Annotated in this window: 20 protein-coding genes; 10 read left to right on the top strand and 10 right to left on the bottom strand. The window is 65.6% G+C overall.

Annotated elements, in window-relative coordinates:
• Nucleotides 1-106: 106 nt before the first annotated feature.
• Complete coding sequence (locus LU671_RS18225; protein ID WP_050704582.1) at nucleotides 107-922, bottom strand: MlaA family lipoprotein; 816 nt, start codon at nucleotides 920-922, stop codon at nucleotides 107-109.
• The gene (locus tag LU671_RS18220; RefSeq protein WP_232856447.1) at nucleotides 915-2,213 is read right to left on the bottom strand and encodes a serine/threonine protein kinase; all 1,299 of its coding nucleotides are present in this window, start codon (nucleotides 2,211-2,213) and stop codon (nucleotides 915-917) included. The genes LU671_RS18225 and LU671_RS18220 overlap by 8 nt, the downstream gene beginning before the upstream one ends.
• Before the next feature lie 217 nt (nucleotides 2,214-2,430).
• Between LU671_RS18220 and LU671_RS18215 the strand changes: the two genes are divergently transcribed.
• On the top strand, nucleotides 2,431-2,793 hold the full coding sequence (locus LU671_RS18215) for a hypothetical protein (RefSeq protein ID WP_232856446.1): 363 nt from the start codon (nucleotides 2,431-2,433) through the stop codon (nucleotides 2,791-2,793).
• Between the two features lie 85 nt (nucleotides 2,794-2,878).
• On the opposite strand, the gene LU671_RS18210 is transcribed toward LU671_RS18215, so the two are convergent.
• Complete coding sequence (locus tag LU671_RS18210; protein WP_232856445.1) at nucleotides 2,879-4,426, bottom strand: glycoside hydrolase family 17 protein; 1,548 nt, start codon at nucleotides 4,424-4,426, stop codon at nucleotides 2,879-2,881.
• Nucleotides 4,427-4,643: 217 nt separating this feature from the next.
• Here LU671_RS18210 and LU671_RS18205 point away from each other — a divergent pair, with 217 nt between their 5' ends.
• From LU671_RS18205 to LU671_RS18195, 3 genes are all read left to right on the top strand, one after another.
• Nucleotides 4,644-5,504, top strand: a complete 861-nt coding sequence (locus LU671_RS18205) for a glycine betaine ABC transporter substrate-binding protein (protein WP_232856444.1) — start codon at nucleotides 4,644-4,646, stop codon at nucleotides 5,502-5,504.
• A gap of 247 nt (nucleotides 5,505-5,751) precedes the next feature.
• Nucleotides 5,752-6,063, top strand: a complete 312-nt coding sequence (locus LU671_RS18200) for a DUF485 domain-containing protein (RefSeq protein WP_110736475.1) — start codon at nucleotides 5,752-5,754, stop codon at nucleotides 6,061-6,063.
• Nucleotides 6,060-7,724, top strand: coding sequence for a cation acetate symporter (locus tag LU671_RS18195; RefSeq protein ID WP_232856443.1), 1,665 nt, complete (start codon nucleotides 6,060-6,062; stop codon nucleotides 7,722-7,724). The genes LU671_RS18200 and LU671_RS18195 overlap by 4 nt, the downstream gene beginning before the upstream one ends.
• Before the next feature lie 80 nt (nucleotides 7,725-7,804).
• Here the strand turns inward: LU671_RS18195 and LU671_RS18190 are convergent, their stop codons facing one another.
• Nucleotides 7,805-7,957, bottom strand: coding sequence for a DUF3309 family protein (locus LU671_RS18190; protein ID WP_082337667.1), 153 nt, complete (start codon nucleotides 7,955-7,957; stop codon nucleotides 7,805-7,807).
• Nucleotides 7,958-8,159: 202 nt separating this feature from the next.
• Between LU671_RS18190 and LU671_RS18185 the strand changes: the two genes are divergently transcribed.
• Both LU671_RS18185 and csrA read left to right on the top strand, forming a co-directional pair.
• Nucleotides 8,160-8,975: an SDR family oxidoreductase gene (locus tag LU671_RS18185; RefSeq protein ID WP_203647647.1), complete on the top strand. Its 816-nt coding sequence runs from the start codon at nucleotides 8,160-8,162 to the stop codon at nucleotides 8,973-8,975.
• A gap of 124 nt (nucleotides 8,976-9,099) precedes the next feature.
• The gene (gene csrA, locus LU671_RS18180; protein WP_203647646.1) at nucleotides 9,100-9,285 is read left to right on the top strand and encodes a carbon storage regulator CsrA; all 186 of its coding nucleotides are present in this window, start codon (nucleotides 9,100-9,102) and stop codon (nucleotides 9,283-9,285) included.
• Nucleotides 9,286-9,292: 7 nt separating this feature from the next.
• Here the strand turns inward: csrA and LU671_RS18175 are convergent, their stop codons facing one another.
• From LU671_RS18175 to mnmC, 5 genes are all read right to left on the bottom strand, one after another.
• Nucleotides 9,293-9,520, bottom strand: a complete 228-nt coding sequence (locus tag LU671_RS18175; protein ID WP_203647645.1) for a YheU family protein — start codon at nucleotides 9,518-9,520, stop codon at nucleotides 9,293-9,295.
• Between the two features lie 176 nt (nucleotides 9,521-9,696).
• Nucleotides 9,697-10,881: an osmoprotectant NAGGN system M42 family peptidase gene (locus tag LU671_RS18170; RefSeq protein WP_203647644.1), complete on the bottom strand. Its 1,185-nt coding sequence runs from the start codon at nucleotides 10,879-10,881 to the stop codon at nucleotides 9,697-9,699.
• A gap of 181 nt (nucleotides 10,882-11,062) precedes the next feature.
• The gene (gene ngg, locus LU671_RS18165; RefSeq protein ID WP_203647643.1) at nucleotides 11,063-12,808 is read right to left on the bottom strand and encodes an N-acetylglutaminylglutamine synthetase; all 1,746 of its coding nucleotides are present in this window, start codon (nucleotides 12,806-12,808) and stop codon (nucleotides 11,063-11,065) included.
• Between the two features lie 3 nt (nucleotides 12,809-12,811).
• Nucleotides 12,812-14,599 (bottom strand): N-acetylglutaminylglutamine amidotransferase, encoded by a 1,788-nt coding sequence (locus tag LU671_RS18160; RefSeq protein ID WP_203647642.1) that lies wholly within the window; start codon nucleotides 14,597-14,599, stop codon nucleotides 12,812-12,814.
• 247 nt (nucleotides 14,600-14,846) lie between these two features.
• The gene (mnmC, locus tag LU671_RS18155) at nucleotides 14,847-16,817 is read right to left on the bottom strand and encodes a bifunctional tRNA (5-methylaminomethyl-2-thiouridine)(34)-methyltransferase MnmD/FAD-dependent 5-carboxymethylaminomethyl-2-thiouridine(34) oxidoreductase MnmC (protein WP_232856442.1); all 1,971 of its coding nucleotides are present in this window, start codon (nucleotides 16,815-16,817) and stop codon (nucleotides 14,847-14,849) included.
• Nucleotides 16,818-16,952: 135 nt separating this feature from the next.
• Between mnmC and pap the strand changes: the two genes are divergently transcribed.
• Nucleotides 16,953-18,446, top strand: coding sequence for a polyphosphate:AMP phosphotransferase (gene pap / locus LU671_RS18150; RefSeq protein ID WP_232856441.1), 1,494 nt, complete (start codon nucleotides 16,953-16,955; stop codon nucleotides 18,444-18,446).
• Nucleotides 18,447-18,642: 196 nt separating this feature from the next.
• On the top strand, nucleotides 18,643-19,593 hold the full coding sequence (locus LU671_RS18145; protein WP_203647639.1) for a DMT family transporter: 951 nt from the start codon (nucleotides 18,643-18,645) through the stop codon (nucleotides 19,591-19,593).
• Nucleotides 19,594-19,732: 139 nt separating this feature from the next.
• Here LU671_RS18145 and LU671_RS18140 read toward each other — a convergent pair whose 3' ends face one another.
• On the bottom strand, nucleotides 19,733-21,127 hold the full coding sequence (locus tag LU671_RS18140; RefSeq protein WP_232856440.1) for a class II fumarate hydratase: 1,395 nt from the start codon (nucleotides 21,125-21,127) through the stop codon (nucleotides 19,733-19,735).
• Nucleotides 21,128-21,280: 153 nt separating this feature from the next.
• Here LU671_RS18140 and LU671_RS18135 point away from each other — a divergent pair, with 153 nt between their 5' ends.
• Nucleotides 21,281-21,805, top strand: a complete 525-nt coding sequence (locus LU671_RS18135; RefSeq protein WP_050704598.1) for a DUF2059 domain-containing protein — start codon at nucleotides 21,281-21,283, stop codon at nucleotides 21,803-21,805.
• A gap of 10 nt (nucleotides 21,806-21,815) precedes the next feature.
• Nucleotides 21,816-22,112 (top strand): BolA family protein, encoded by a 297-nt coding sequence (locus tag LU671_RS18130; RefSeq protein WP_203647638.1) that lies wholly within the window; start codon nucleotides 21,816-21,818, stop codon nucleotides 22,110-22,112.
• The last annotated feature ends 71 nt before the right edge of the window (nucleotides 22,113-22,183 follow it).

Raw genomic sequence — 22,183 nt, 5'->3', positions numbered from 1 at the left:
CCAGTAGCCATGGAGGAAAAGCTCAAGGCAGCGGCATAAACCTTAACCGGTGTCCAAAATTACTTGACCAGTTCAAGGCCGCTCCTACAGGGGATCGGGGTTGCCGTTATTCAGCGATCTGCAACTTGCGCGCCTGGGTATACACGTACCGCAGCTTCTCATACTCGAACGGCGAGTTGGTCTGCCCATAGCGGAAGTTGGTGGTGTAGCGCTTGTCCACCGCCCGCAGCACGGTGAGTTCCGGGTGGTCGCTGGCGGTGTCGGGCACGTTCAGGTAGTTGATCTCCTTCTCTCCCACATAGTCGACCACCAGCCCGGTGGTGTCGCGCAGGTTGGATGGCCCGAGGATCGGCAGCATCAGGTACGGCCCGTCCGGCACCCCATAGAAGCCCAGGGTCTGGCCGAAGTCCTCGCTCTGGCGGGGCAGGCCCATCTTGGTCGCCGGGTCCCACAGGCCGCCAACACCGATGATGGTGTTGAACATCAGCCGCGCGGTAATTTCCGCCGAGCGCTTGGGCTTGAGCTGCAGCACGCTGTTGAACAGGTTGGGCACATCACCCAGGTTGTTGAAGAAGTTGCTCACCCCGGTGCGCACGAAGCCTGGGGTGACATAGCGGTAGCCATCGACCACCGGCAGGAACACCCACTGGTCGAAGCGGTAGTTGAAGTGGTAGATGCGCCGGTTCAGCGATTCCAGCGGGTCGTAGATGTTCAGCGCGGCGAGGGTCGAGCGTTCGAACTCGCGCTGGTCCAGGCCGGGGTTGAACTTGAGCTCGCGCAGCGGATCGACGAAACCGTCGGCCTCCACGGTGAGGGTTTCGGTCTTGTCGGCCTCGACCACGCTGGCACGCGGCGCGACTTCCTCGGCCAGGGCGCAGCCGCTGGCGAGCAGGGCGGTGACGAGCAGCAGTCTGTTAACCACGGAAGAACTCCAGCATGGCGTCGCTGTTGACGCGGTAGTTGAGGTTGCCGCAATGGCCGCCATGGGGGTAGAGCGTAAGGCGTTCGCCGAACACCCGGCGCAGGAAACCGATGTCGCCGGGGCCGAGGATCACATCGTCGGCATTGTGCATCACGGCGATCTTGGGGCTGGCGCGCAGGTAGTCCTCCAGTGCGTACAGGCTCACCTGGTCGACCAGTTGCAGCAGGCTGTTGCCGTCGGTGCGCGCTCGCCACATGGGGATTACCTGCTCGGTCAGGTAGCAGTCGAAGTCGCATTGCAGGGCCCGTTTGAAGAACGGCTCCAGGCTGCTGCCCTCGGTGATCGGGAATTTCGGCGGGATGATCAGGCCGCGGCGGTTGATCAGGTCGGAGGTGAAGGCGATGTCGGCGGCCGAGAAGCGGAACGAGGTGCCGATGAGCATGGCCATCTGTTCATTGGACAGGTGCTGGCGCGACTTCTGGAAGTCGTACAGCAGCGCTTCGTTGAGGTCGATGTAGCCCTTGTCCTGGAAATATCGGGTGAGTTTCTCCAGCATCAACTCGTAGAACGTGGTGCTGCGATCGATGCCCTTGACCCGGGTCTGCACCAGCTTGTCCAGGTTGCTGATCGAGGTGTACAGGTTGACCGGTGGGTTGAGCAGCAGTACGCGCTTGAAGTTGAAGCTCTGGCGGGTCTCGTCGAGCTTGCTGACGAACGCCGCGTCCAGCGCCCCGAGGCTGTAGCCGGTGAGGTAGTACTCGCTGACCGGCAGGTGTGCCTGCTGGGCGCGCACCGCCTGCATGACCCGGTACAGGTCCTTGGCATCCTCGCTGGTCACCCCGGGGGTAGCGAAGCGCGAGGCGGCGCTCATGAAGTCCCAGCTGGTCGGCGAGGACAGTTGCACCACGTGGTAGCCGGCCTGGTAGAACAGCTTCTTCAGGTACTCGTTGATGCTGCTGGAATAGGGCGCGCCGGTACCGGCGATCAGGAAGATCAATGGCGCTTCGTGGTCCTGCCTGGCCAGGCGATAGCGCAGTTTTTTCACCGACCAGAAGTTATCGGGCAGGGTGAACTCGCGCTCCGGGCGCAGGGTGAGGCTGTAGTCGGCCTGGTCGATGTCGTCGTCGCTGGGCAGCGTCGGGCGCTGTTCCGGCGGCGTGGTGGCGATGGTCGCCTCGAACGGGTTGGTCAACGGATAGCCGTAGCTCGCCGCGTCGATATCCCGCGCCGAAGTGGCCGCAGCCATGAGCAGGCCACCCAGCAGGGCGGCGAGGCGCAAAGATCGAAGCATTTATGTCCCCCAGGGAAAACGCAAGGTCGTGCAGTACGCAGGCTAGGACCACGGCATGTCGGACAAAGTTGCCCGTTGCCCTGTCGTTCGTCGCACAAGATGTTGCCGCGCCGGACAACGTTTGTCTTGTGCAACATAGCTGCCGGGCCATGATTTTGCCTTGTCGCGGCCCCTGGGCGATCATGCAACGTTTCGATTACCGCTATTGGAGATCCGCATGGCGCGTTGGAGGCCGGTCGTTGCCCTGTTGCTGTTCCTGCCGCTGTGGCTCGCGGCCAGTTATGGCGTGCGCTATGGGCTGATGGAGGATGCTCGGTGGGTCGGGCTGTGCAGCGTGCCGGGAGAGGTCTGGCAATGCCAGGTGCGTTCGCTGCTGGGGCTGGGGATACATTTCCAGATAATTGCCTGGGGGGCATTGGGGTTGGCGTTGCTCTGCCAACTGGTGCCTGGCCGAGGCGGATGGTGGCTGGCGGCGCTGGCGCTGCTGTTCGGGATTCCGGCGCTGGTGCTGTATACCGCGAGCATCGCGGTGTTTGCCGTGGTGCTGGCGGGGTTGCGGCTGGTACGGCGCACGGCTTGAGGTCGTATCGCGGGGCAAGCCCGCTCCCACGCTCAAACAAGGCGTTGACCTCAACGTGGGAGCGGGCTTGCCCCGCGATGGGCCATCAGGCTTTGCGCAAGCTGCGCCACAACGCGCCAACCATCAACACGCTGACCACCGCCCAACCCCAGGCCTGTCGATTCGCCAACCCTTCCTGGAACAACTGCGGCGCCACTCCAGCGCCCACGATAAAGGCCAGCAACGCCACCTCCGCCCGCCGCGCCGACACCGGCCGCAACAGGTAGACCACTGCCGGCAGCAACAACGCCGCGCTGGGGAAGCTGCGATAGCGCGGGTCGAACACCATCGCCAGCATGCTCACCGCCGCGGCGAATCCGGCTGCCAGCAGCCATGTGCCGGCATGCTTTTCCAGCCAGGCGAACAACCGCTGGCGCCAGCCGTCTCTGCGAGCCAGGGCCAGCGCGCCATGGGCCAGCACCAGCAGGTTCAAACCGGCCAGGGCCACCGCCCACAACCATTCCCCGGCAAAGCGGGCATTGGTGCGCATCAGCTCCCCCCACAGCCCCAGGCTGCCGGCACCCAGGGCCGCCAGCAACGGCAGCAGCAGGGCGGCGCGGCGGCTTGCCGGGCGCCCGGCCAGAGCCAGGGTCGCCAGCATCAGCAACACACTGGCCAGCAACCACTGCGGCCACAGCGCCAGGTTGCTCACCGGCCCTTCAAGCACGCCCTTGTCCTGGCGGTCGGCATCGTACAGCCCCCAGTAGCCGCCCACGGCGCCTTCGCTGGCACGCTTCCAGGGCTGGTCGAACGCCTCGATCAGGTTGTAGCGCCAGCCGTTGGCCTCGGCCAGGGCGATGAAGCCGCGGATGAAACGCGCCTCGTTGACCCGGCTCGGCTCTGCGGTCTCGCGCTGGCGTCCTTCACTGGGCCAGCCGGTTTCGCCGATCAGGATGTCCTTGGGCGCGAAGCGGTTGCCGAACACCTGGCGCACCTCGGCCACATGGGTCAGTGCCGCATCGATGCCACGCGGGTCGTCTTCCCAGTACGGCAACAGGTGGATGGTGAGGAAGTCCACCGCCGGTGCGATCTGCGGGTGTTGCAGCCAGAACTCCCAGACGTCGGCGTAGGTCACCGGCACCTTCACCTGGCTTTTCACTTTCTCGATCAGCCCGGCCAGGCGCTCGCCGGTAACTTCCTTGCGCAGCAGCGCCTCGTTGCCGACGATCACCGCGCTGACCACGTCGGGGTTGGCGTTGGCCGCGGCGATCAGCAATTCGATTTCCTTGTCGGTGTCCACGGGGCTTGAGTTGACCCAGGCACCGAGCATCACCTTCAGGCCATGCTTGCGGGCCAGCGCCGGGATCGCCTCCAGGCCGGTCATCGAATAGGTGCGGATGCACTGGAATCGCTCGCTCAGCAACGCCAGGTCGGCGTCCATGCGCGCCGGGCGCAGGCGAAACGGCTGGTCGAACGGCGACTGGTCCTTGTCGAACGGGGTGTAGGACGCGCACTGCAATTTGTGCGTCGGGCTCGCCGCATCGGGCAGGTGCACCGGCTTGCCGAGGCCGTACCAGAGCGCCCACAGCCCGATGAGGGCGAGCAGGCAGGCGAGCAGGTAAGCAGGCAGGAGCAGTCGGGTGTTACTGGGCATCGGGCGGTCCGTCGGCAAGCACAAAGGGCTAGATGATAGCCGCAAATGACCGGCGCCAAGCCTTTGGCATGCAAGGATCGCGCAGGCCGCTCGGCTGGCATGGCGTTAATGGCACAGTGCTGTCGCTGATCGTTCGCTGGAGGTCGCTGACAGAGCAGGTCGTGCGCGGGGGCAGGTCGATGATGCTCTCTCCAAGACCTGACGAGGGGATGCTTTGATGGCGACTTTTACAAGAGTACGACGTTTCCTGAGTGTGGGCGCCGCCCTGGTATTGACCATGAGCACTGCGCAGGCCATGGCCAAGGAAGTGAGCATCGGTTACGTGGACGGCTGGTCGGACAGCGTGGCCACCACCAACGTGGCCGCCGAGGTGATCAGGCAGAAACTCGGCTATGACGTGAAGCTGCAGGCCGTGGCCACCGGGATCATGTGGCAGGGCGTGGCCACCGGCAAGCTCGACGCCATGCTCTCGGCCTGGCTGCCGGTGACCCATGGCGAGTACTGGGCCAAGAACAAGGACAACGTCGTCGACTACGGGCCGAACTTCAAGGACGCCAAGATCGGCCTGATCGTTCCCGAGTACGTCAAGGCCAACAGCATCACCGACCTCAAGACTGATACCAGCTTCAAGAACAAGATCGTCGGCATCGATGCCGGCTCCGGGGTCATGCTCAAGACCGAGCAGGCCATCAAGGACTACGACCTGACCGGCTACAAACTGACGGCCAGCTCCGGCGCGGCGATGACCGCCGAGCTGGGCCGCTCCTACAAGAAGAACGAGTCCATCGCCGTGACCGGCTGGGTACCGCACTGGATGTTCGCCAAGTGGAAACTCAAGTTCCTTGAGGACCCCAAGGGCGTGTACGGCGCCGCCGAAACGGTCAACAGCATCGGCAGCAAGGAACTGGCGAGCAAGGCGCCGGAAGTGGCCGAGTTCCTGAAGAAGTTCCAGTGGCAGTCCAAGGATGAGATCGGCGAGGTCATGCTGGCGATCCAGGAAGGCGCCAAGCCCGAGGCCGCTGCCAAGGACTGGGTGGCCAAGCATCCGGAGCGGGTCAAGGAGTGGACCGGCAAGTAACCTCGCCGTAGAGGCCAGTGCGACCATTTCGCGGGTAAACCCGCTCCCACAGGATCACCACAAACTTGAACATTGTGGCTTACCTGTGGGAGCGGGTTTACCCGCGAATGCCCCTACTCGGGTTTTGGTTGTTGCGAAATCTGTAAAACACCGTTGCATCTAAGACTAAGGTCGTCTGGTTGGCGTCCAGCGGCAGCATAAAGTTGGAGTCGGGTTATCCCTACTCTGTGCTGCTAGGACAAAAACAATGAACGACAGCATTTACCAATCGATACAGAACAGTCCGCGCTTCAAGGAACTGGTTACCAAGCGCGAGCGCTTCGCCTGGATTCTCTCGGCGATCATGCTCGGCCTTTACTGCGCCTTCATCCTCCTCATCGCCTATGGCCCGCACGTGCTGGGCGCCAAGCTCAGCCCCGAGTCGTCGATCACCTGGGGCATTCCACTGGGCGTCGGCCTGATCCTCTCGGCCTTCGTGCTCACCGCGCTCTACGTGCGTCGCGCCAACGGCGAGTTCGATGAACTGAACAAGGCCATTCTCGAGGAGGCCAAGCAATGATCCGTCACGCCAAAACCCTGGCCGTCCTGGCCTGCGGCGCTTTCGCACCCGCCGTGTGGGCCGCCGATGCCCTGACCGGCGAGGTGCAGAAACAGCCGCTGAACGTCTCGGCGATTGCCATGTTCGTGGCCTTCGTCGCCTTCACCCTGGGCATTACCTACTGGGCCTCCAAACGCAACAAGTCGGCGGCCGACTACTACGCCGCCGGCGGTAAGATCACCGGCTTCCAGAACGGCCTGGCGATTGCCGGTGACTACATGTCGGCGGCCTCGTTCCTGGGTATTTCCGCGCTGGTGTTTACCTCGGGCTACGACGGCCTGATCTACTCCATCGGCTTCCTGGTCGGCTGGCCGATCATCCTGTTCCTGATCGCCGAGCGCCTGCGCAACCTGGGCAAGTACACCTTCGCCGACGTGGCCTCGTACCGCCTCGGGCAGAAGGAGATCCGCACCCTGTCGGCCTCCGGTTCGCTGGTGGTGGTGGCGTTCTACCTGATCGCGCAGATGGTCGGTGCCGGCAAGCTCATCGAGCTGCTGTTCGGCCTGGACTACCACGTGGCGGTGATCCTGGTGGGCATCCTGATGTGCCTGTACGTGCTGTTCGGCGGCATGCTCGCCACCACCTGGGTGCAGATCATCAAGGCGGTGCTGCTGCTGTCCGGTGCCAGCTTCATGGCGCTGATGGTGATGAAGCACGTGGGCTTTGACTTCAACACCCTGTTCTCCGAGGCGATCAAGGTGCATGCCAAGGGCGAGGCGATCATGAGCCCGGGCGGCCTGGTCAAGGACCCGATCTCGGCGTTCTCGCTGGGCCTGGCGCTGATGTTCGGCACCGCCGGTCTGCCGCACATCCTGATGCGCTTCTTCACCGTCAGCGACGCCAAGGAAGCGCGCAAGAGCGTGCTGTACGCCACCGGCTTCATCGGCTACTTCTACATCCTGACCTTCATCATCGGCTTCGGCGCGATCCTGCTGGTCAGCACCAACCCCGACTTCAAGGACGCCGCCGGCGCCCTGATCGGCGGCAACAACATGGCGGCGGTGCACCTGGCCGATGCCGTGGGCGGCAGCGTGTTCCTCGGCTTCATCTCGGCGGTGGCCTTCGCCACCATCCTGGCGGTGGTCGCCGGCCTGACCCTGGCCGGTGCCTCGGCGGTGTCCCATGACCTGTATGCCAGCGTCTGGCGCAAGGGCAAGGCCAACGACAAGGACGAGATCCGCGTGTCGAAGATCACCACCATCGCCCTGGGCGTGCTGGCGATCGGCCTGGGTATCCTGTTCGAGAAGCAGAACATCGCCTTCATGGTCGGCCTGGCCTTCTCCATCGCCGCCAGCTGCAACTTCCCGGTGCTGCTGCTCTCGATGTACTGGAAGAAACTGACCACCCGCGGCGCCATGATCGGCGGCTGGATGGGCCTGGTCAGCGCGGTGGGCCTGATGGTCCTGGGCCCGACCATCTGGGTGCAGATCCTCGGTCACGAGAAAGCCATCTACCCGTACGAGTACCCGGCTTTGTTCTCGATGATCATTGCCTTCGCCGGCATCTGGTTCTTCTCGGTCACCGACAAGTCCAAGGCTGCCGAGAACGAGCGCGCGCTGTTCTTCCCGCAGTTCGTCCGTTCGCAGACCGGCCTTGGGGCCAGCGGGGCGGTTTCCCACTGATCCTGGTTGTTGCCTGAACGAAAACGCCCCGGCTTGCCGGGGCGTTTTCGTTCAACAGGGAGCCAGCTGCAATGGCTGGCTCAGATCCGACCGAGCAGCAACAGGATCAACAACACCACCAGCACCACGCCGATGATGCCGGAAGGACCGTAGCCCCAACTGCGCGAGTGCGGGAAGACCGGTAAGCCACCGACCAGCAGCAGGATCAGGATGATGATGAGGATCGTGGTCATGATGGAGTCCTTGCGTGGTTGAGGGTCAAGGGCCTCGGAATGCTGGGCGCTTACTGTTCCGACCGTTGGCGGTGGGCAAAGATTCCATCGGTTGTGCAGGCCCCGGGTGGATGAATCCTCATTCAGCATTCTGATGCTGCACCGCTGTGGCCCGCGTTCTGGCTAGACTCCAGGCCAATCCCACTGTTCAAGGCAGCTGACCATGCACAACCGAATGATGATCACTGGCGCCGGCTCCGGCCTTGGTCGCGAGATCGCCCTGCGCTGGGCCCGCGATGGCTGGCGCCTGGCCTTGGCCGATGTCAATGAAGCGGGCCTGCGCGAGACCTTGGAGCTGGTGCGTGGCGCCGGTGGTGACGGCTTCATCCAGCGCTGCGACGTGCGCGACTACAGCCAGCTCACCGCCCTGGCCCAGGCCTGCGAGGAGAAGCTCGGCGGCATCGACGTGATCGTCAACAATGCCGGGGTGGCGTCGGGCGGGTTCTTCGCCGATTTGTCCCTGGAGGACTGGGACTGGCAGATCGCGGTCAACCTGATGGGCGTGGTCAAGGGCTGCAAGGCGTTCCTGCCGCTGCTCGAGCGCAGCCGTGGGCGGATCATCAATATTGCCTCCATGGCTGCCCTGATGCAGGGGCCGGGCATGAGCAACTACAACGTGGCCAAGGCCGGGGTGCTGGCCTTGTCCGAGAGCCTGCTGGTGGAGCTGCGCCAGGTCGAGGTGGCGGTGCATGTGGTGTGCCCGTCGTTCTTCCAGACCAACCTGCTCGACTCGTTCCGCGGGCCGGATCCGGCGATGAAGGCGCAGGTGGGCAAACTGCTGGAAGGCTCGCCGATCAATGCCGCCGATATCGCCGAGTATATCCATCAGCGGGTTGCGGCTGGCGAGTTCCTGATCCTGCCCCACGAAGCCGGGCGTCAGGCCTGGCAGCTCAAATGCCAGTCGCCCCAGCGGCTGTACGATGAAATGGCGGACATGGCGGTGAAAATGCGGGCGAAGGCACGCAAAGCCGCACATTGAGGGAAGTTTCTGTAGGTTTTTTTACCCTCGCCAGTAGGGCATGTCTATTTATCCGAAGAAGGATTGAGTAGGCCAAAGCTGGCGGGGCAGTCTCCGATTTTCCATTGAGCGGGAGGATCGGAGCATGCTGGTAATCGGACGAGAAGTGGGCGAGGTCATCGTCATTTCCGACAACATCAGGATCCAGGTGATGTCCGTGGAGAACGGCCAGGTCCGTTTCGGCATTTGCGCGCCGCGCGAAGTGGAGGTGCACCGGGTCGAGGTGTACAAACGCATCAAGGCACTGGAGTTGGAGAAGCAGCAGGCCTGAAGGCCGGCTACTCGAAGAGCTCCCGCGGCACGTCATGCTTGGCCAGCAACTGGCACTGCTGGCTGTCCATGTCGAACAGGATGAACGCCTGCCCCTTGGCCAGGGCCTGGCGTACCCGCAGCACGCGGGTTTCCAGTGGGGTGTCGTCGCCGTTGTCGGTGCCGTCGCGGGTGACGAAGTCCTCGATCAGGCGGGTCAGGGTTTCGGCTTCGAGTTGGTCGTAGGGGATCAGCATGGTCTGGGCAGTGGTTGTGGGAATGGGGGCATGCTACGTGAATTTGCAATTCCCTTGTAGGAGCGGCCTTGTGCCGCGAACGGGCCGCAAAGCGGCCCCGGCGATCTTTGATCCAGGGGCCGCTACGCGACCCGTTCGCGGCGCAAGGCCGCTCCTACAGGGATAGGCGTTTGAGCTTAGCCTTTGTTGCCCACCAGGCTGTCCACCGCCGGCACCCGGGTATCGCTTTCCATCTGCGCGTCGTGTTCCAGCTGGTGGCTGAAGCGCTCCAGTGAGGCATTGGCCGGCTGCGAGTCGCTGGCGAACACCGGCGGGCTGAGCAGGTAGGCGCCGAGCAGCCGGCTGAGCGCCGCCAGGCTGTCGATATGGGTGCGCTCGTAGCCATGGGTGGCATCACAGCCGAAGGCCACCAGGGCGGTGCGGATATCGTGCCCGGCGGTCACCGCCGAGTGGGCGTCGCTGAAGTAGTAGCGGAACAGGTCGCGGCGTACCGGCAAATCAGCATCGCCGGCCAGCTTCAGCAAGTGGCGCGACAGGTGATAGTCGTAGGGACCGGACGAATCCTGCATGGCCACGCTCACCGCGTGCTCGCTGGACGCCTGCCCCGGCGCCACCGGGGCGATGTCGATGCCGACGAATTCGCTGACGTCCCAGGGCAGGGCGGCCGCGGCGCCCGAGCCGGTCTCCTCGGTGATGGTAAACAAGGGGTGGCAGTCGATCAGTGGCTGACGGCCGCTTTGCACCACGGCCTTGAGCGCCGCCAGCAAGGCCGCCACGCCGGCCTTGTCGTCCAGGTGGCGGGCGCTGATATGGCCGCTTTCGGTGAACTCCGGCAGCGGATCGAAGGCAACGCAGTCACCGATGGCGATCCCCAGCGCCTCGCAATCGGCGCGGGTGGCGCAGTAGGCGTCCAGGCGCACTTCAACGTGTTCCCAGCTGATCGGCATCTGGTCGATGGCGGTGTTGAAGGCGTGCCCGCTGGCCATCAGTGGCAACACGCTGCCGCGGTACACGCCGGTATCGGTGAACACACTGACCCGGCTGCCCTCGGCGAAGCGGCTCGACCAGCAACCCACCGGTGCCAGGGCCAGGCGACCGTTGTCCTGCAACTGGCGCACGCTGGCGCCGATGGTGTCCAGGTGCGCCGAGACGGCGCGGTCGGGCGAGTTCTGGCGGCCCTTCAGCGTGGCGCGTATGGTGCCGCGACGGGTCAGCTCGAAGGGGATGCCCAGTTCGTCCAGGCGCTCGGCGACATAGCGCACGATGGTGTCGGTGAAGCCGGTGGGGCTGGGGATGGCGAGCATCTCCAGCAGCACACGTTTGAGGTAGTCGAGATCGGGTTCGGGGAGTCGTTCGGACATGTCCAGGTCTCCGGTCGGGGTGAAATTTCCAAACTGCGGGCAAGGCCTTTGTAGGAGCGGCCTTGTGCCGCGAAAGGCCCGCAAAGCGGGCCCGGCGATAGATGCAGCGAAGCTGAAATCCTGGGGGCGCTTCGCACCCCTTTCGCGGCACAAGGCCGCTCCTACAAATAACGAGGGGTTGTCAGGCCACAGGTCGGCTATGTGGGAACAACAAATCGACAAAGCGCTCGGCCGTAGGCTGCGGTTCATGATTGGCCAATCCCGCACGCTCGTTGGCCTCGATGATCACGTAGTCCGGATGTTCGGCATCGCGGACCATCAAATCCAGGCCCACCACCGGGATCTCCAGGGCGCGGGCGGCGCGCACGGCGGCATCGGCCAGTACCGGGTGCAGGCGCGCGGTGACATCCTCCAGGGTGCCGCCGGTGTGCAGGTTGGCGGTGCGGCGCACGGCCAGGCGTTGCCCGGCGGGCAGGATGTCGTCGTAGCCCAGCCCCGCGTCCTTGAGCGTGCGCTCGGTCTCTTCGTCCAGTGGAATGCGGCTCTCGCCGCCGGTGGCCACCTGGCGGCGCCGGCTCTGGGCTTCGATCAGCGCACGGAGGCTGTGCTTGCCGTCGCCGATCACCTGGGCCGGATGGCGGATTGCAGCCGCCACCACCTCGTAGCCGATCACCACGATGCGCAGGTCGACGCCTGCATGGAAACTCTCCAGCAGCACGCGGCTGTCGAAGACGCGGGCCTGTTCCACGGCATGGCTCAGCGCTTCAAGCGTGGTGATATTGACCGCCACCCCCTGGCCCTGCTCTCCATCCACCGGCTTGACCACCACCGTGTCGTGCTCGTCGAGGAATGCCTGGTTGTCATCGGCATTGCCCGCCAGTTGCTGCGCCGGTACCTGCAGACCCGCGTTGTACAGGGCTTGGCGGGTCAGACGCTTGTCCTGGCAGAGGGTCATGGTCACGGCGCTGGTCAGGTCGCTCAACGATTCCCGACAGCGGATGCGCCGTCCGCCCAGGGTCAGGGTGAACAGCCCTACACCCGCGTCCTCCACCTGCACCTCGATGCCCCGGCGCAGCGCCTCGTCGACAATGATCCGTGCATAGGGGTTGAGCCCGGCCTCGGGACCGGGGCCGAGGAACAGCGGCTGGTTGATGCCGTTCTTGCGCTTGATGGCGAAGGTCGGCAGGGTGCGCAAACCAAGCTTCTTGTACAGCCGCTTGGCCTGGCGGTTGTCGTGCAGCACCGACAGGTCGAGGCAGGCCAGGCCGCGGCTCATGAAGTGCTCGATCAGGTGGCGCACCAGCACTTCGCCGACGCCAGGGCGGGTACAGTGCGGGTCCACCGCCAGGCACCAAAGGCTACAGCCGTGCTCGGGGTCGTCGAAGGCCTTGCTGTGGTCCAGGCCCATGACGCTGCCGATCACCGCGTGGCTGTCTTCGTCCTCGGCCAGCCAGTACACCGGCCCGCCGAGGTGGCGTGGGGTGAGCAGTTCGGGGTCGACCGGCAGCATGCCGCGGGCCTGGTACAGCGCATTGATCGCCTGCCAGTCCGCCGGTCCTTGCGCCCGCCGAATGCGAAAGCCGCGAAACACGCGCCGCGCCGGCCGGTAGTCGGTGAACCACAGGCGCAGGGTATCCGACGGGTCAAGGAACAGCTGTTGCGGCGCCTGGGCCAGTACCTGCTGCGGGGCGGCGACGTACAGGGCGATGTCGCGCTCGCCGGCCTGCTCTTGCAGCAGCGCTTCGGCCAGGCTGAGCGGATCGGGGTAGGTATGCCCGATCAGCAGCCGCCCCCAGCCGCAATGCACGGCTCGCGGCTGGTCGTGGGGGTCGCTGCCGTCGCCGGCCAGGCGTGCCTGCAAGCGCTCGTAGGACGGCGCCTGGCCGCGCAGCAGGCGCTGGCCATAGGCGATCTCGTGGGCTTTCATCGGTCAGATTCCTTGTTCGCTGAGCCACAGGTTCAGGGCCGCCAACTGCCACAGCTTGGAGCCGCGCAGCGGGGTTAGCTGGCCGTGGGGGTTGCTCAGCAGGCGGTCGAGCATGGCCGGGTCGAACAGCCCGCGATCCTGGCTGGGGTCGGTCAGCAGCTCGCGCACCCAGTCCAGGGTGGCGCCTTGCAGGTGCTTGAGGCCGGGAACCGGGAAGTAGCCCTTCTTGCGGTCGATCACCTCATGGGGGATGACCCGGCGCGCCGCCTGCTTGAGCACCTGCTTGCCGCCGTCGGGCAGCTTGAAGCGTGCCGGAATGCGCGCCGACAGCTCCACCAGGCGGTAGTCGAGGAACGGCGTGCGCGCCTCCAGGCCCCAGGCCATGGTCATGTTGTCCACCCGCTTGACCGGGTCGTCCACCAACATCACCGTGCTGTCCAGGCGCAGGGCCTTGTCCACCGCGTCCGGCGCGCCGGGGCGGGCGAAGTGTTCGCGGACGAAGTCGCCGGCCGCGTCGTTGTCCAGGCGCCACGGCGCCTGCACGGTGGCGCGGTATTCGGCGTGGCTGCGGTCGAAGAACGCCTCGCGATAGGCGCCAAAGGCATCCTCGGCACCGTCCACCTGCGGGTACCAGTGGTAGCCGGCGAACAGCTCGTCGGCGCCCTGGCCGCTCTGCACGCCCTTGCAGTGCTTGGCCACTTCCCGCGAGAGCAGGTAGAAGGCGATGCAGTCGTGGCTGACCATCGGCTCGCTCATGGCACGGAAGGCCGCCGGCAACTGCTCGATGATCTCGTGCTCGGCAATGCGCAGCTTGTGGTGGCGGGTGTGGTAGTGCCTGGCGATCAGGTCGGAGTACTGGAACTCGTCGCCGCGCTCGCCGCCAGCGTCCTCGAAACCGATGGAGAAGGTCGACAGGTCGTCCACCCCGGCCTCGCGCAGCAGGCCGACCAGCAGGCTGGAGTCGACGCCGCCGGAGAGCAGCACGCCGACGTCCACCGCGGCGCGCTGGCGGATCGCCACGGCGTCGCGGGTGGCGTCGAGCACGCGGCTGGTCCAGCCCTCCAGGTCGAGCTCGCGCTCGTCCGGGTTCGGGCCGTAGTGCAGTTGCCACCAGGTCTGGCGTTCGACCTCGCCATGGCGGTCGATGCGCATCCAGGTGCCGGGCTCGAGCTTCTGCACATTGGCCAGCAGGGTGCGTGGCGCCGGTACCACGGCGTGGAAGTTCAGGTAGTGGTTCAGTGCCACCGGGTCGATCACCGGGTCGATATCGCCGCCCTTGAGCAGTGCCGGCAGGGTCGAGGCGAAGCGCAGGCGCTCGCCGTTGCGCGACAGGTACAGAGGCTTGACGCCCAGACGGTCGCGGGCCAGGAACAGGCGCTGGTTGTCGCGCTCCCAGATGGCCAGGGCGAACATGCCGTTGAGCTTGGGCAGCAGCGCCGCGCCCCAGGCGTGGTAGCCCTTGAGCAGCACTTCGGTGTCGCCGTCGGACCAGAAGCTGTAGCCCAGGGCCTGCAGTTCCTCGCGCAGTTCGGGGAAGTTGTAGATGGCGCCGTTGAAGGCCAGGGCCAGGCCCAGGGTGCTGTCGACCATGGGCTGGGCCGAGCCGTCGGACAGGTCCATGATCTTCAGGCGCCGATGGCCGAGGGCAATCGCGCCCTGGCTATGGAAGCCCCAGGCGTCGGGGCCGCGGGGCGCCAGGTGGTGGGTGATGCGCTCCACCGCGGCGAGGTCCGCCGGGCGTGGGGCTTGGTCGATGGGGGTGAAACGTAACTCTCCTGCTAATCCGCACATAAGTCCTTACCGGTTTTGCCGTTGGGGAGGTGTGCCGCGAAGGTGGGCACTTAGGTAGGGACCGGGGTAGCTTGTGAGAGTTTTAGATCAATCTGTTATATGTGGTTGTCGGGGACTGGGACCGCTGTGCGGTCCTTTCGCGGCACGAGGCCGCTCCTACAGGAGATCGCGGTCGCCTGTGTAGGAGCGGCCTTGCCGAGGCGTCGGACCGGCCGGAAAGGGGCGCAAAGCGCCCCCGGCGATCTGGCTATTTACCGCGAATCAACCGGCGCAACGCGAACCTGTTCGGGTGGCAGGCCTCGGCCACGGCTCGGGGCACCGGCAATGGTTCACCACTGACCCACGCCGCAATCAGCTCCCCGGACAGCGGTGCAGTAATCAATCCCCGCGACCCATGCCCACTGTTCACATACAGCCCCTCCAGCCACTGACAGGCCACATCGGGCACCTGTCGCGCATCCTTGGCCAACATGGCGTAGGCCTGGTTGAACGCCTCGACATCGGCCAGCGGCCCGATGATGGGCAGGTAGTCCGGGCTGGTGCAACGGAACGCTGCCCGACCCTGTAGTTGCGCCGGATCCAGCTCGGCGGTGCGCAGGCGGGTGGCCAGGTCTGCGGAAATATCATCCAGTAGCGCCAGGTTGCCCTGGTGCTCGGCCACGGTCGGCGCCAGGTCCTCGCTGTGGAAGTCGAAGCTGGCGCCCAGGGTGTGCTCATCGCCGCGAGGTGGCGCGACGTAGCCGTCGGCGCAGACCACCGTGCGTAGTTCCTGGCTGGCCACGGTGGCCGGCAGGCGGGTGATCTGCCCGCGAATGCGCTTGAGCGGCAACCCGGCGCAAGCCGGGAAGTCACGGACATCGGCAGCCCCGGCCAGCACCACCAGCGGCGCACTGGCCAGCAGGCGCTCGCCGTCCCAGGCCTGCCACAGACCGTCGGCCTTGCGCAGCGCGATGACGTTGGCATGGCCGAGCAGGCGGATGCGCGGATGGTCCAGCTGCGCCTGGCACAGCGCCGGCGGGTGCACCCAGCCACCCTCGGGGTAGAACAGGCCGCCGCTGGCCAGCGCCACGCCTGCCACGGCTTCGGCCTGTTCGCGGTCGAGCTGGCGCAGCAGGCTGTTGTCGAAGGCGGTCGCCAGCTTGGCCTGGCGTTCGCCTTCCTTGTTGTCGAAGGCCAGTTGCAGCACACCGCAGGCATCCCAGTCCTGGCCACGTTGCAGGTGCTCGAGCCAGCGACGGGTGTAACCGAAGCCGGAAAGGATCATCTGCGACAGGGCGGTGCCATGGGCGGACAGTTTGAGATACAGCACGCCCTGGGGATTGCCCGAGGCCTCCTGGGCCGGCCCGTCGTGACGCTCCAGCACGCTGACCTGCCAACCCCGGGCCGCCAGGCTGCGCGCCGTGGCGCTGCCCGCCAGGCCGGCACCGATCACCAGCGCCTCGCGTGGCCCCGGCAAGGGCGCCGGGCGTGCGTACCAGGGCGCCGCGGGGGCGGCTGGCGCGCCGCTGTAGACGCCATGCATCACCTCCCACTTCTTGCCGATACCGGGCACCTTCTTCATGGTGAAGCCGGCCTCGATCAGCGAGCGGCGGACCCAGCCGGTGGTGGTGAAGGTGCCGAGGGTGGTGCCGGGGTGCGATAGCCGCGCCAACTGGGCGAACAGCTCCGGCGTCCACATGTCGGGGTTCTTCGCCGGGGCGAAGCCGTCGAGAAACCAGGCGTCGATGCACGCGTCCAGTTGCGGCAGTTGCGCCAGCGCATCGCCGATCATCAGCGTGAGGGTGACGCGGCCGTCATCGAGGCTCAGTTGCTGGAAACCCGGATGGATCGCCACGTACTGATCGAGCAGGGGCCGGGTGAAGGCCGCCAGCGCCGGCCACAGTTGCATGGCGCGCTCCAGGTCGTCGCGGCTCAGGGGGTACTTTTCCACGCTGACGAAGTGCAGGCGCGCCTCGGCGTGGGCCAGCTCGGCGAACAGCTGCCAGGCGCAGAAGAAATTCATGCCGGTGCCAAAGCCCGTTTCCCCGATCACCAGGCAGTCCCGCGGCGCCAGCTCGGCGAAGCGCTGGCGCAGGTGGTTCTGCTCGATGAACACGTGCAGGGTCTCGTCGATGCCTTCGTTGACGGCGAAATAGACATCGTCGTATTGCCGGGAGTGGGGGCGGCCCTGGTCGTCCCAGTCGATCTGGGCGTGCAGGGGGAGGGTGGTGTCGGACATGGTCGGCTCGGTTGCAGCGGATGACGGATTTTAAGCGATCCGAGCGGCGAGTGCCGGTCTTATCGCAAGGCGCGACAGGATCGATACGGATGGCGCAAATCCGCTAATCTTGCTTATCCATTGAAGGAGCCCTCCATGTTCGAATCCGCCGAAATCGGTCACAGCATCGACAAGGACACCTACGAAGCAGAAGTCCCCGCCCTGCGCGAGGCGCTGCTCGAAGCCCAGTACGAACTCAAGCAGCAGGCGCGCTTCCCGGTGATCGTGCTGATCAACGGCATCGAGGGCGCCGGCAAGGGCGAGACGGTCAAGCTGCTCAACGAGTGGATGGACCCGCGACTGATCGAAGTGCGCACCTTCGACCAGCAGACCGACGAGGAACTGGCCCGGCCACCGGCCTGGCGCTACTGGCGGGCGTTGCCGCCGAAAGGGCGGATGGGCGTGTTTTTCGGCAACTGGTACAGCCAGATGCTCGAAGGCCGCGTGCACGGCCAGTTCAAGGATGCCGTGCTCGACCAGGCCATCGCCGGCGCCGAGCGCCTGGAGCAGATGCTCTGCGACGAAGGCGCGCTGATCATCAAGTTCTGGTTCCACCTGTCCAAGAAGCAGATGAAGGCGCGACTCAAGGCGCTCAAGGAAGATCCGCTGCACAACTGGCGCATCAGCCCGCTGGACTGGCAGCAGTCGGAAACCTACGACCGTTTCGTGCGTTTCGGCGAGCGTGTGCTGCGCCGCACCAGCCGCGACTACGCGCCCTGGCATGTGATCGAGGGCGTCGACCCGCACTACCGCAGCCTGGCAGTCGGGCGCATCCTGCTGGAGGGCCTGCAGGCCGCCCTGGCCAACAACCCCAAGGGCAAGCATCAGGGTAACGTCACGCCGCTGGGGCGCAGCATCGACCAGAAGAGCCTGCTCGGCGCCCTGGACATGACCCTGCGCCTGGACAAGCACGACTACCAGGAACAGCTGGTCACCGAACAGGCGCGCCTGGCCGGTCTGCTGCGCGACAAGCGCATGCGCCGCCACGCCCTGGTGGCGGTGTTCGAAGGCAACGACGCGGCCGGCAAGGGCGGGGCGATCCGCCGCGTGGCGGCGGCGCTGGATCCGCGCCAGTACCGCATTGTGCCAATCGCCGCGCCCACCGAGGAAGAGCGTGCCCAGCCATACCTGTGGCGGTTCTGGCGACACATTCCGGCGCGGGGCAAGTTCACCATCTTCGACCGCTCCTGGTATGGCCGGGTGCTGGTGGAGCGGGTCGAGGGCTTCTGCAGCCCGGCGGACTGGATGCGCGCCTATGGCGAGATCAATGACTTCGAGGAGCAGTTGAGCAACGCCGGGGTGGTGGTGGTCAAGTTCTGGCTGGCCATCGACCAGCAGACCCAGCTGGAGCGCTTCGAGGAGCGTGAGCAGATCCCGTTCAAGCGCTACAAGATCACCGAGGAGGACTGGCGCAACCGCGACAAGTGGGACGTCTATTCCGAGGCGGTGGGCGACATGGTCGACCGCACCAGCACCGAGATCGCGCCGTGGACCCTGGTGGAGGCCAACGACAAGCGCTGGGCGCGGGTGAAGGTGCTGCGCACGATCAACCAGGCACTGGAGGCGGCGTTCGCCAAGGACAAGAAGTAAGCGAGTTCGTGGGAGCGGGCTTGCCCCGCGATAGGGCCGAGCCTGCAATCGCGGGGCAAGCCCGCTCCTACGAAAGCCCGCCCACGCATTAAGCATGCATCCAGGGAATGACCTGATGAAATCTTTTCCCGCCACACGTTCCCCGCCAAGCCCGTAGACTGCACCTTCCCCCACCAAGGCTCGACTCGAGGACACCATGCACATTTCTTCCGGACGCTGGGTCCAGGGCCTTCTGCTGGCGCTGTTGACCGCGTTGCTCTGGGGCATCCTGCCGATCAAGCTCAAGCAGGTGCTGCAGGTGATGGACCCGGTAACCGTCACCTGGTACCGCCTGAGCGTTTCCGGCGGCCTGTTGTTCGCCTGGCTGGCGGCCAATCGGCGGCTGCCGTCGTTCAGTCGTCTTGGAATGAAGGGCAAGGGCCTGGTGGCCGTCGCGGTGGCCGGCCTGGTCGGCAACTATGTGCTGTACCTGGTCGGCCTCAACCTGCTCAGCCCCGGCACCGCGCAACTGGTCGTGCAGCTGGGGCCGGTGCTGTTGCTGGTGGCCAGCGTGTTCGTGTTCAAGGAGCGTTTCAGCCTGGGGCAGGGCCTGGGCCTGCTGGTGCTGCTGGCGGGATTCGGGCTGTTCTTCAACCAGCGCCTGGAAGAGCTGCTCACATCACTTGGCACCTACACCACCGGCGTGCTGACCATTATCCTGGCGACCAGCATCTGGGTGTTCTATGCCTTGAGCCAGAAGCAACTGCTGACGGTGTGGAACTCGCAGCAGGTGATGATGGTGATCTACCTGTGCTGCGCACTGCTGCTCACGCCCTGGGTGCATCCGCTGGAGGTGTTGCAGCTCAGCCCGTTGCAGGGCTGGTTGCTGCTGGCCTGCTGCCTGAACACGCTGGTGGCCTATGGCGCGTTCGCCGAGGCGCTGGCACATTGGGAGGCCTCGCGGGTCAGCGCGACCCTGGCACTGACGCCGCTGGTGACGTTCGTCGCGGTGGCGCTGGCGGCCTGGCTGTGGCCGGATTACGTGCATGCCGAGCAGATCAATGGCCTGGGCTATGTCGGGGCGGTGACGGTGGTGCTGGGGTCGGCATTGGTGGCGTTGGGGCCGTCGCTGATCGCGGGGTGGAGAGCGAAGAGCCAGGCTCAATAACCCTCGCGGTACCTGTAGGAGCGGCCTTGTGCCGCGAAAGGGCTGCGCAGCAGCCCCGGCGATCTTTGTATTAAATGCCGAATCCTGGGGCTGCTGCGCAGCCCTTTCGCGGCACAAGGCCGCTCCTACAGGTGATGAGTCAGCCTTTCCCGCCAGGCGCCAGCATGTTCTCCGGCCTTACCCACTGGTCGAACTGCTCATTGGTCAGGTACTTCAGCTCCAGCGCCGCTTCGCGCAGGGTCTTGCCCTCGCTGTAGGCCTTCTTGGCGATTTCCGCCGCCTTGTCATAGCCGATGTGCGGGTTCAGCGCCGTCACCAGCATCAGCCCGCGCTCCAGGTGCGCGGCCATCTGCCCGGCATCCGGCTCGATGCCGGCCACGCAGTGCTGCTGGAAGTTGCGACAGCCATCGGCCAGCAGCTCGATCGACTGCAGCAGGTTGTGGATGATCACCGGCTTGAACACGTTCAGCTGCAGATGGCCCTGGCTTGCGGCAAAGCCGATCGCCGCGTCGTTGCCCAGCACCTGGCAGGCCAGCATCGACAGTGCCTCGCACTGGGTCGGGTTGACCTTGCCGGGCATGATCGAGCTGCCCGGCTCGTTGGCCGGCAGGCGCACCTCGGCAAGCCCCGCGCGCGGGCCGGAGCCCAGCAGGCGCAGGTCGTTGGCGATCTTCATCAGGGCCACGGCCAGGGTCTTCAGCGCGCCGGCCAGGCTGGTCAGCGGCTCGTGTCCGGCGAGGGCGGCGAACTTGTTCGGCGCGGTGACGAACGGCAGGCCGGACAGCGCCGCCAGCTCCGCGGCTATGGCTTCGGCGAAACCGTGCGGGGCGTTGAGGCCGGTACCCACGGCGGTGCCGCCCTGGGCCAGCTCGCAGACCGCCGGCAGCGTCGCGCGGATGGCGCGCTGGGCGTAGTCGAGCTGGGCGACGAAGGCCGAGACCTCCTGGCCGAAGGTGATCGGCGTCGCGTCCATCATGTGCGTGCGCCCGGTCTTGACCAGGTGCGTGTGGCGCGCCGACAGTTCGGCCAGCCCCCCCGACAGCTCGGTGATCGCCGGCAGCAGTCGTTCATGCACGGCCTGGACGGCGGCGATGTGCATGGCGGTGGGGAAGCAGTCGTTGGAGCTCTGTGAGCGGTTGACGTGATCGTTGGGGTGCACCGGCAGCTTGCCGCCGCGACCCTTGCCGGCCAGTTCGTTGGCGCGTCCGGCGATCACCTCGTTGACGTTCATGTTGCTCTGGGTGCCGCTGCCGGTCTGCCACACCACCAGCGGGAACTGCTCGTCGTGGTCGCCGGCAAGCACTTCGTCGGCGGCCTGCTCGATCAGCCGGGCGATGTCGGCGGGCAGGTCGCCGTTGCGGTCGTTGACCCGGGCAGCGGCTTTCTTGACCAGCGCCAGGGCGTGCAGCACCGCCAGCGGCATGCGCTCCTTGCCGATGGCGAAGTTGATCAGCGAACGCTGGGTCTGCGCACCCCAGTAGGCGTCCTCTGGAACTTCGACCGGGCCCAGGCTGTCTGTCTCGATACGGCTCATGCTGCGCTCACTCCTTTGTAGTCAGAAATCGCAGTTTAGGCCCTGATTCGACACAGCGGTTCAGTCGCTCGTCGTGCCACTTGAGCACTTCGCCATCACGGCGCAGAATGCTCTACCCTGAGGTACTCGCCTCCCTTTCTTGAAGGAAATGCAATGACCCGTCTTCGTGTCCTCTTTGCCGCCGTTGCCCTGGCCTGCGCCAGCGGCCAGGTACTCGCCGCCACCGCGAGCCACAATGCCGCCGCCGAGAAATTCCTGACCCTGGCCAATGCCGACAAGCTGGGCACCCCGGTGTACATGCAGGTCCAGCAGATGTTCGCCCAGCGTTTCGAACAGACCAAGGCGCCGGCTGCCAAGAAAACCGTGCTCGACAGCTATCAGGCCAAGGCCAACGCCGCCCTGGACAACGCCATCGGCTGGAAGAAGCTCAAGCCGAAGATGGTCGACCTGTACACCGCGACCTTCACCGAGGCCGAGCTGAACGACCTGGTCAAGTTCTACGAGTCGCCGCTGGGCAAGAAAGTCCTGCGCGAGATGCCCAAGGTCACCCAGCAGTCGGCCCAGCTGACCCAGCAGAGCCTGGAACCGGCGGTGCCGGTGGTCAACAAGCTGCTCGACGACATGACCAAGGAACTCGACCCGAGCGCCGGCAAGGCAGCCGCTCCGGCGAAGAAGTGAGCCTGACGCGATGAACATGCAGCAACGCATCGAACAGCAGCTGGCGCCGCTGGGCACCGACCACCTCGAAGTGCGCAACGAAAGCCACATGCACAGCCGTGGCCAGGAAACGCACTACAAGGCGGTGCTGGTCAGCGAGCAGTTCGCCGGGCTGAATAGCGTCAAGCGCCACCAGAAGGTCTACGCCACCATGGGTGAGCTGATGGGCGAGATCCACGCCCTGGCGATCCACACCTACACGCCCGAGGAATGGGCGGCAGTCGGCGCGGCGCCAGCCTCGCCGGTGTGCGCCGGCGGCGGGCACTGAATCCTTTCCGTCGTTCTGGTACAATCTCGCAAAATCCGGGGGCTGCTTTGCAGCCCTTTCGCGGCACAAGG

It is taken from the genome of Pseudomonas sp. NMI760_13 (assembly GCF_021283245.1).
GTDB lineage: Bacteria > Pseudomonadota > Gammaproteobacteria > Pseudomonadales > Pseudomonadaceae > Aquipseudomonas > Aquipseudomonas peradeniyensis.
The sequence above is the reverse complement of the archived record's forward strand: the minus strand, read 5'-3'. Positions and strand labels throughout refer to the sequence as shown.

Excerpts from the sequence above, each read along its gene's own strand:
- LU671_RS18160 (WP_203647642.1), bottom strand. The coding sequence starts at position 14,599 with ATGTGCGGATTAGCAGGAGAGTTACGTTTCACCCCCATCGACCAAGCC.
- LU671_RS18210 (WP_232856445.1), bottom strand. The coding sequence starts at position 4,426 with ATGCCCAGTAACACCCGACTGCTCCTGCCTGCTTACCTGCTCGCCTGC.
- LU671_RS18215 (WP_232856446.1), top strand. The coding sequence starts at position 2,431 with ATGGCGCGTTGGAGGCCGGTCGTTGCCCTGTTGCTGTTCCTGCCGCTG.
- LU671_RS18145 (WP_203647639.1), top strand. The coding sequence starts at position 18,643 with ATGCACATTTCTTCCGGACGCTGGGTCCAGGGCCTTCTGCTGGCGCTG.
- csrA (WP_203647646.1), top strand. The coding sequence starts at position 9,100 with ATGCTGGTAATCGGACGAGAAGTGGGCGAGGTCATCGTCATTTCCGAC.
- LU671_RS18135 (WP_050704598.1), top strand. The coding sequence starts at position 21,281 with ATGACCCGTCTTCGTGTCCTCTTTGCCGCCGTTGCCCTGGCCTGCGCC.
- LU671_RS18140 (WP_232856440.1), bottom strand. The coding sequence starts at position 21,127 with ATGAGCCGTATCGAGACAGACAGCCTGGGCCCGGTCGAAGTTCCAGAG.
- LU671_RS18200 (WP_110736475.1), top strand. The coding sequence starts at position 5,752 with ATGAACGACAGCATTTACCAATCGATACAGAACAGTCCGCGCTTCAAG.
- mnmC (WP_232856442.1), bottom strand. The coding sequence starts at position 16,817 with ATGTCCGACACCACCCTCCCCCTGCACGCCCAGATCGACTGGGACGAC.
- LU671_RS18170 (WP_203647644.1), bottom strand. The coding sequence starts at position 10,881 with ATGTCCGAACGACTCCCCGAACCCGATCTCGACTACCTCAAACGTGTG.
- LU671_RS18185 (WP_203647647.1), top strand. The coding sequence starts at position 8,160 with ATGCACAACCGAATGATGATCACTGGCGCCGGCTCCGGCCTTGGTCGC.
- pap (WP_232856441.1), top strand. The coding sequence starts at position 16,953 with ATGTTCGAATCCGCCGAAATCGGTCACAGCATCGACAAGGACACCTAC.
- LU671_RS18190 (WP_082337667.1), bottom strand. The coding sequence starts at position 7,957 with ATGACCACGATCCTCATCATCATCCTGATCCTGCTGCTGGTCGGTGGC.
- LU671_RS18220 (WP_232856447.1), bottom strand. The coding sequence starts at position 2,213 with ATGCTTCGATCTTTGCGCCTCGCCGCCCTGCTGGGTGGCCTGCTCATG.
- LU671_RS18195 (WP_232856443.1), top strand. The coding sequence starts at position 6,060 with ATGATCCGTCACGCCAAAACCCTGGCCGTCCTGGCCTGCGGCGCTTTC.
- ngg (WP_203647643.1), bottom strand. The coding sequence starts at position 12,808 with ATGAAAGCCCACGAGATCGCCTATGGCCAGCGCCTGCTGCGCGGCCAG.
- LU671_RS18130 (WP_203647638.1), top strand. The coding sequence starts at position 21,816 with ATGAACATGCAGCAACGCATCGAACAGCAGCTGGCGCCGCTGGGCACC.
- LU671_RS18175 (WP_203647645.1), bottom strand. The coding sequence starts at position 9,520 with ATGCTGATCCCCTACGACCAACTCGAAGCCGAAACCCTGACCCGCCTG.
- LU671_RS18205 (WP_232856444.1), top strand. The coding sequence starts at position 4,644 with ATGGCGACTTTTACAAGAGTACGACGTTTCCTGAGTGTGGGCGCCGCC.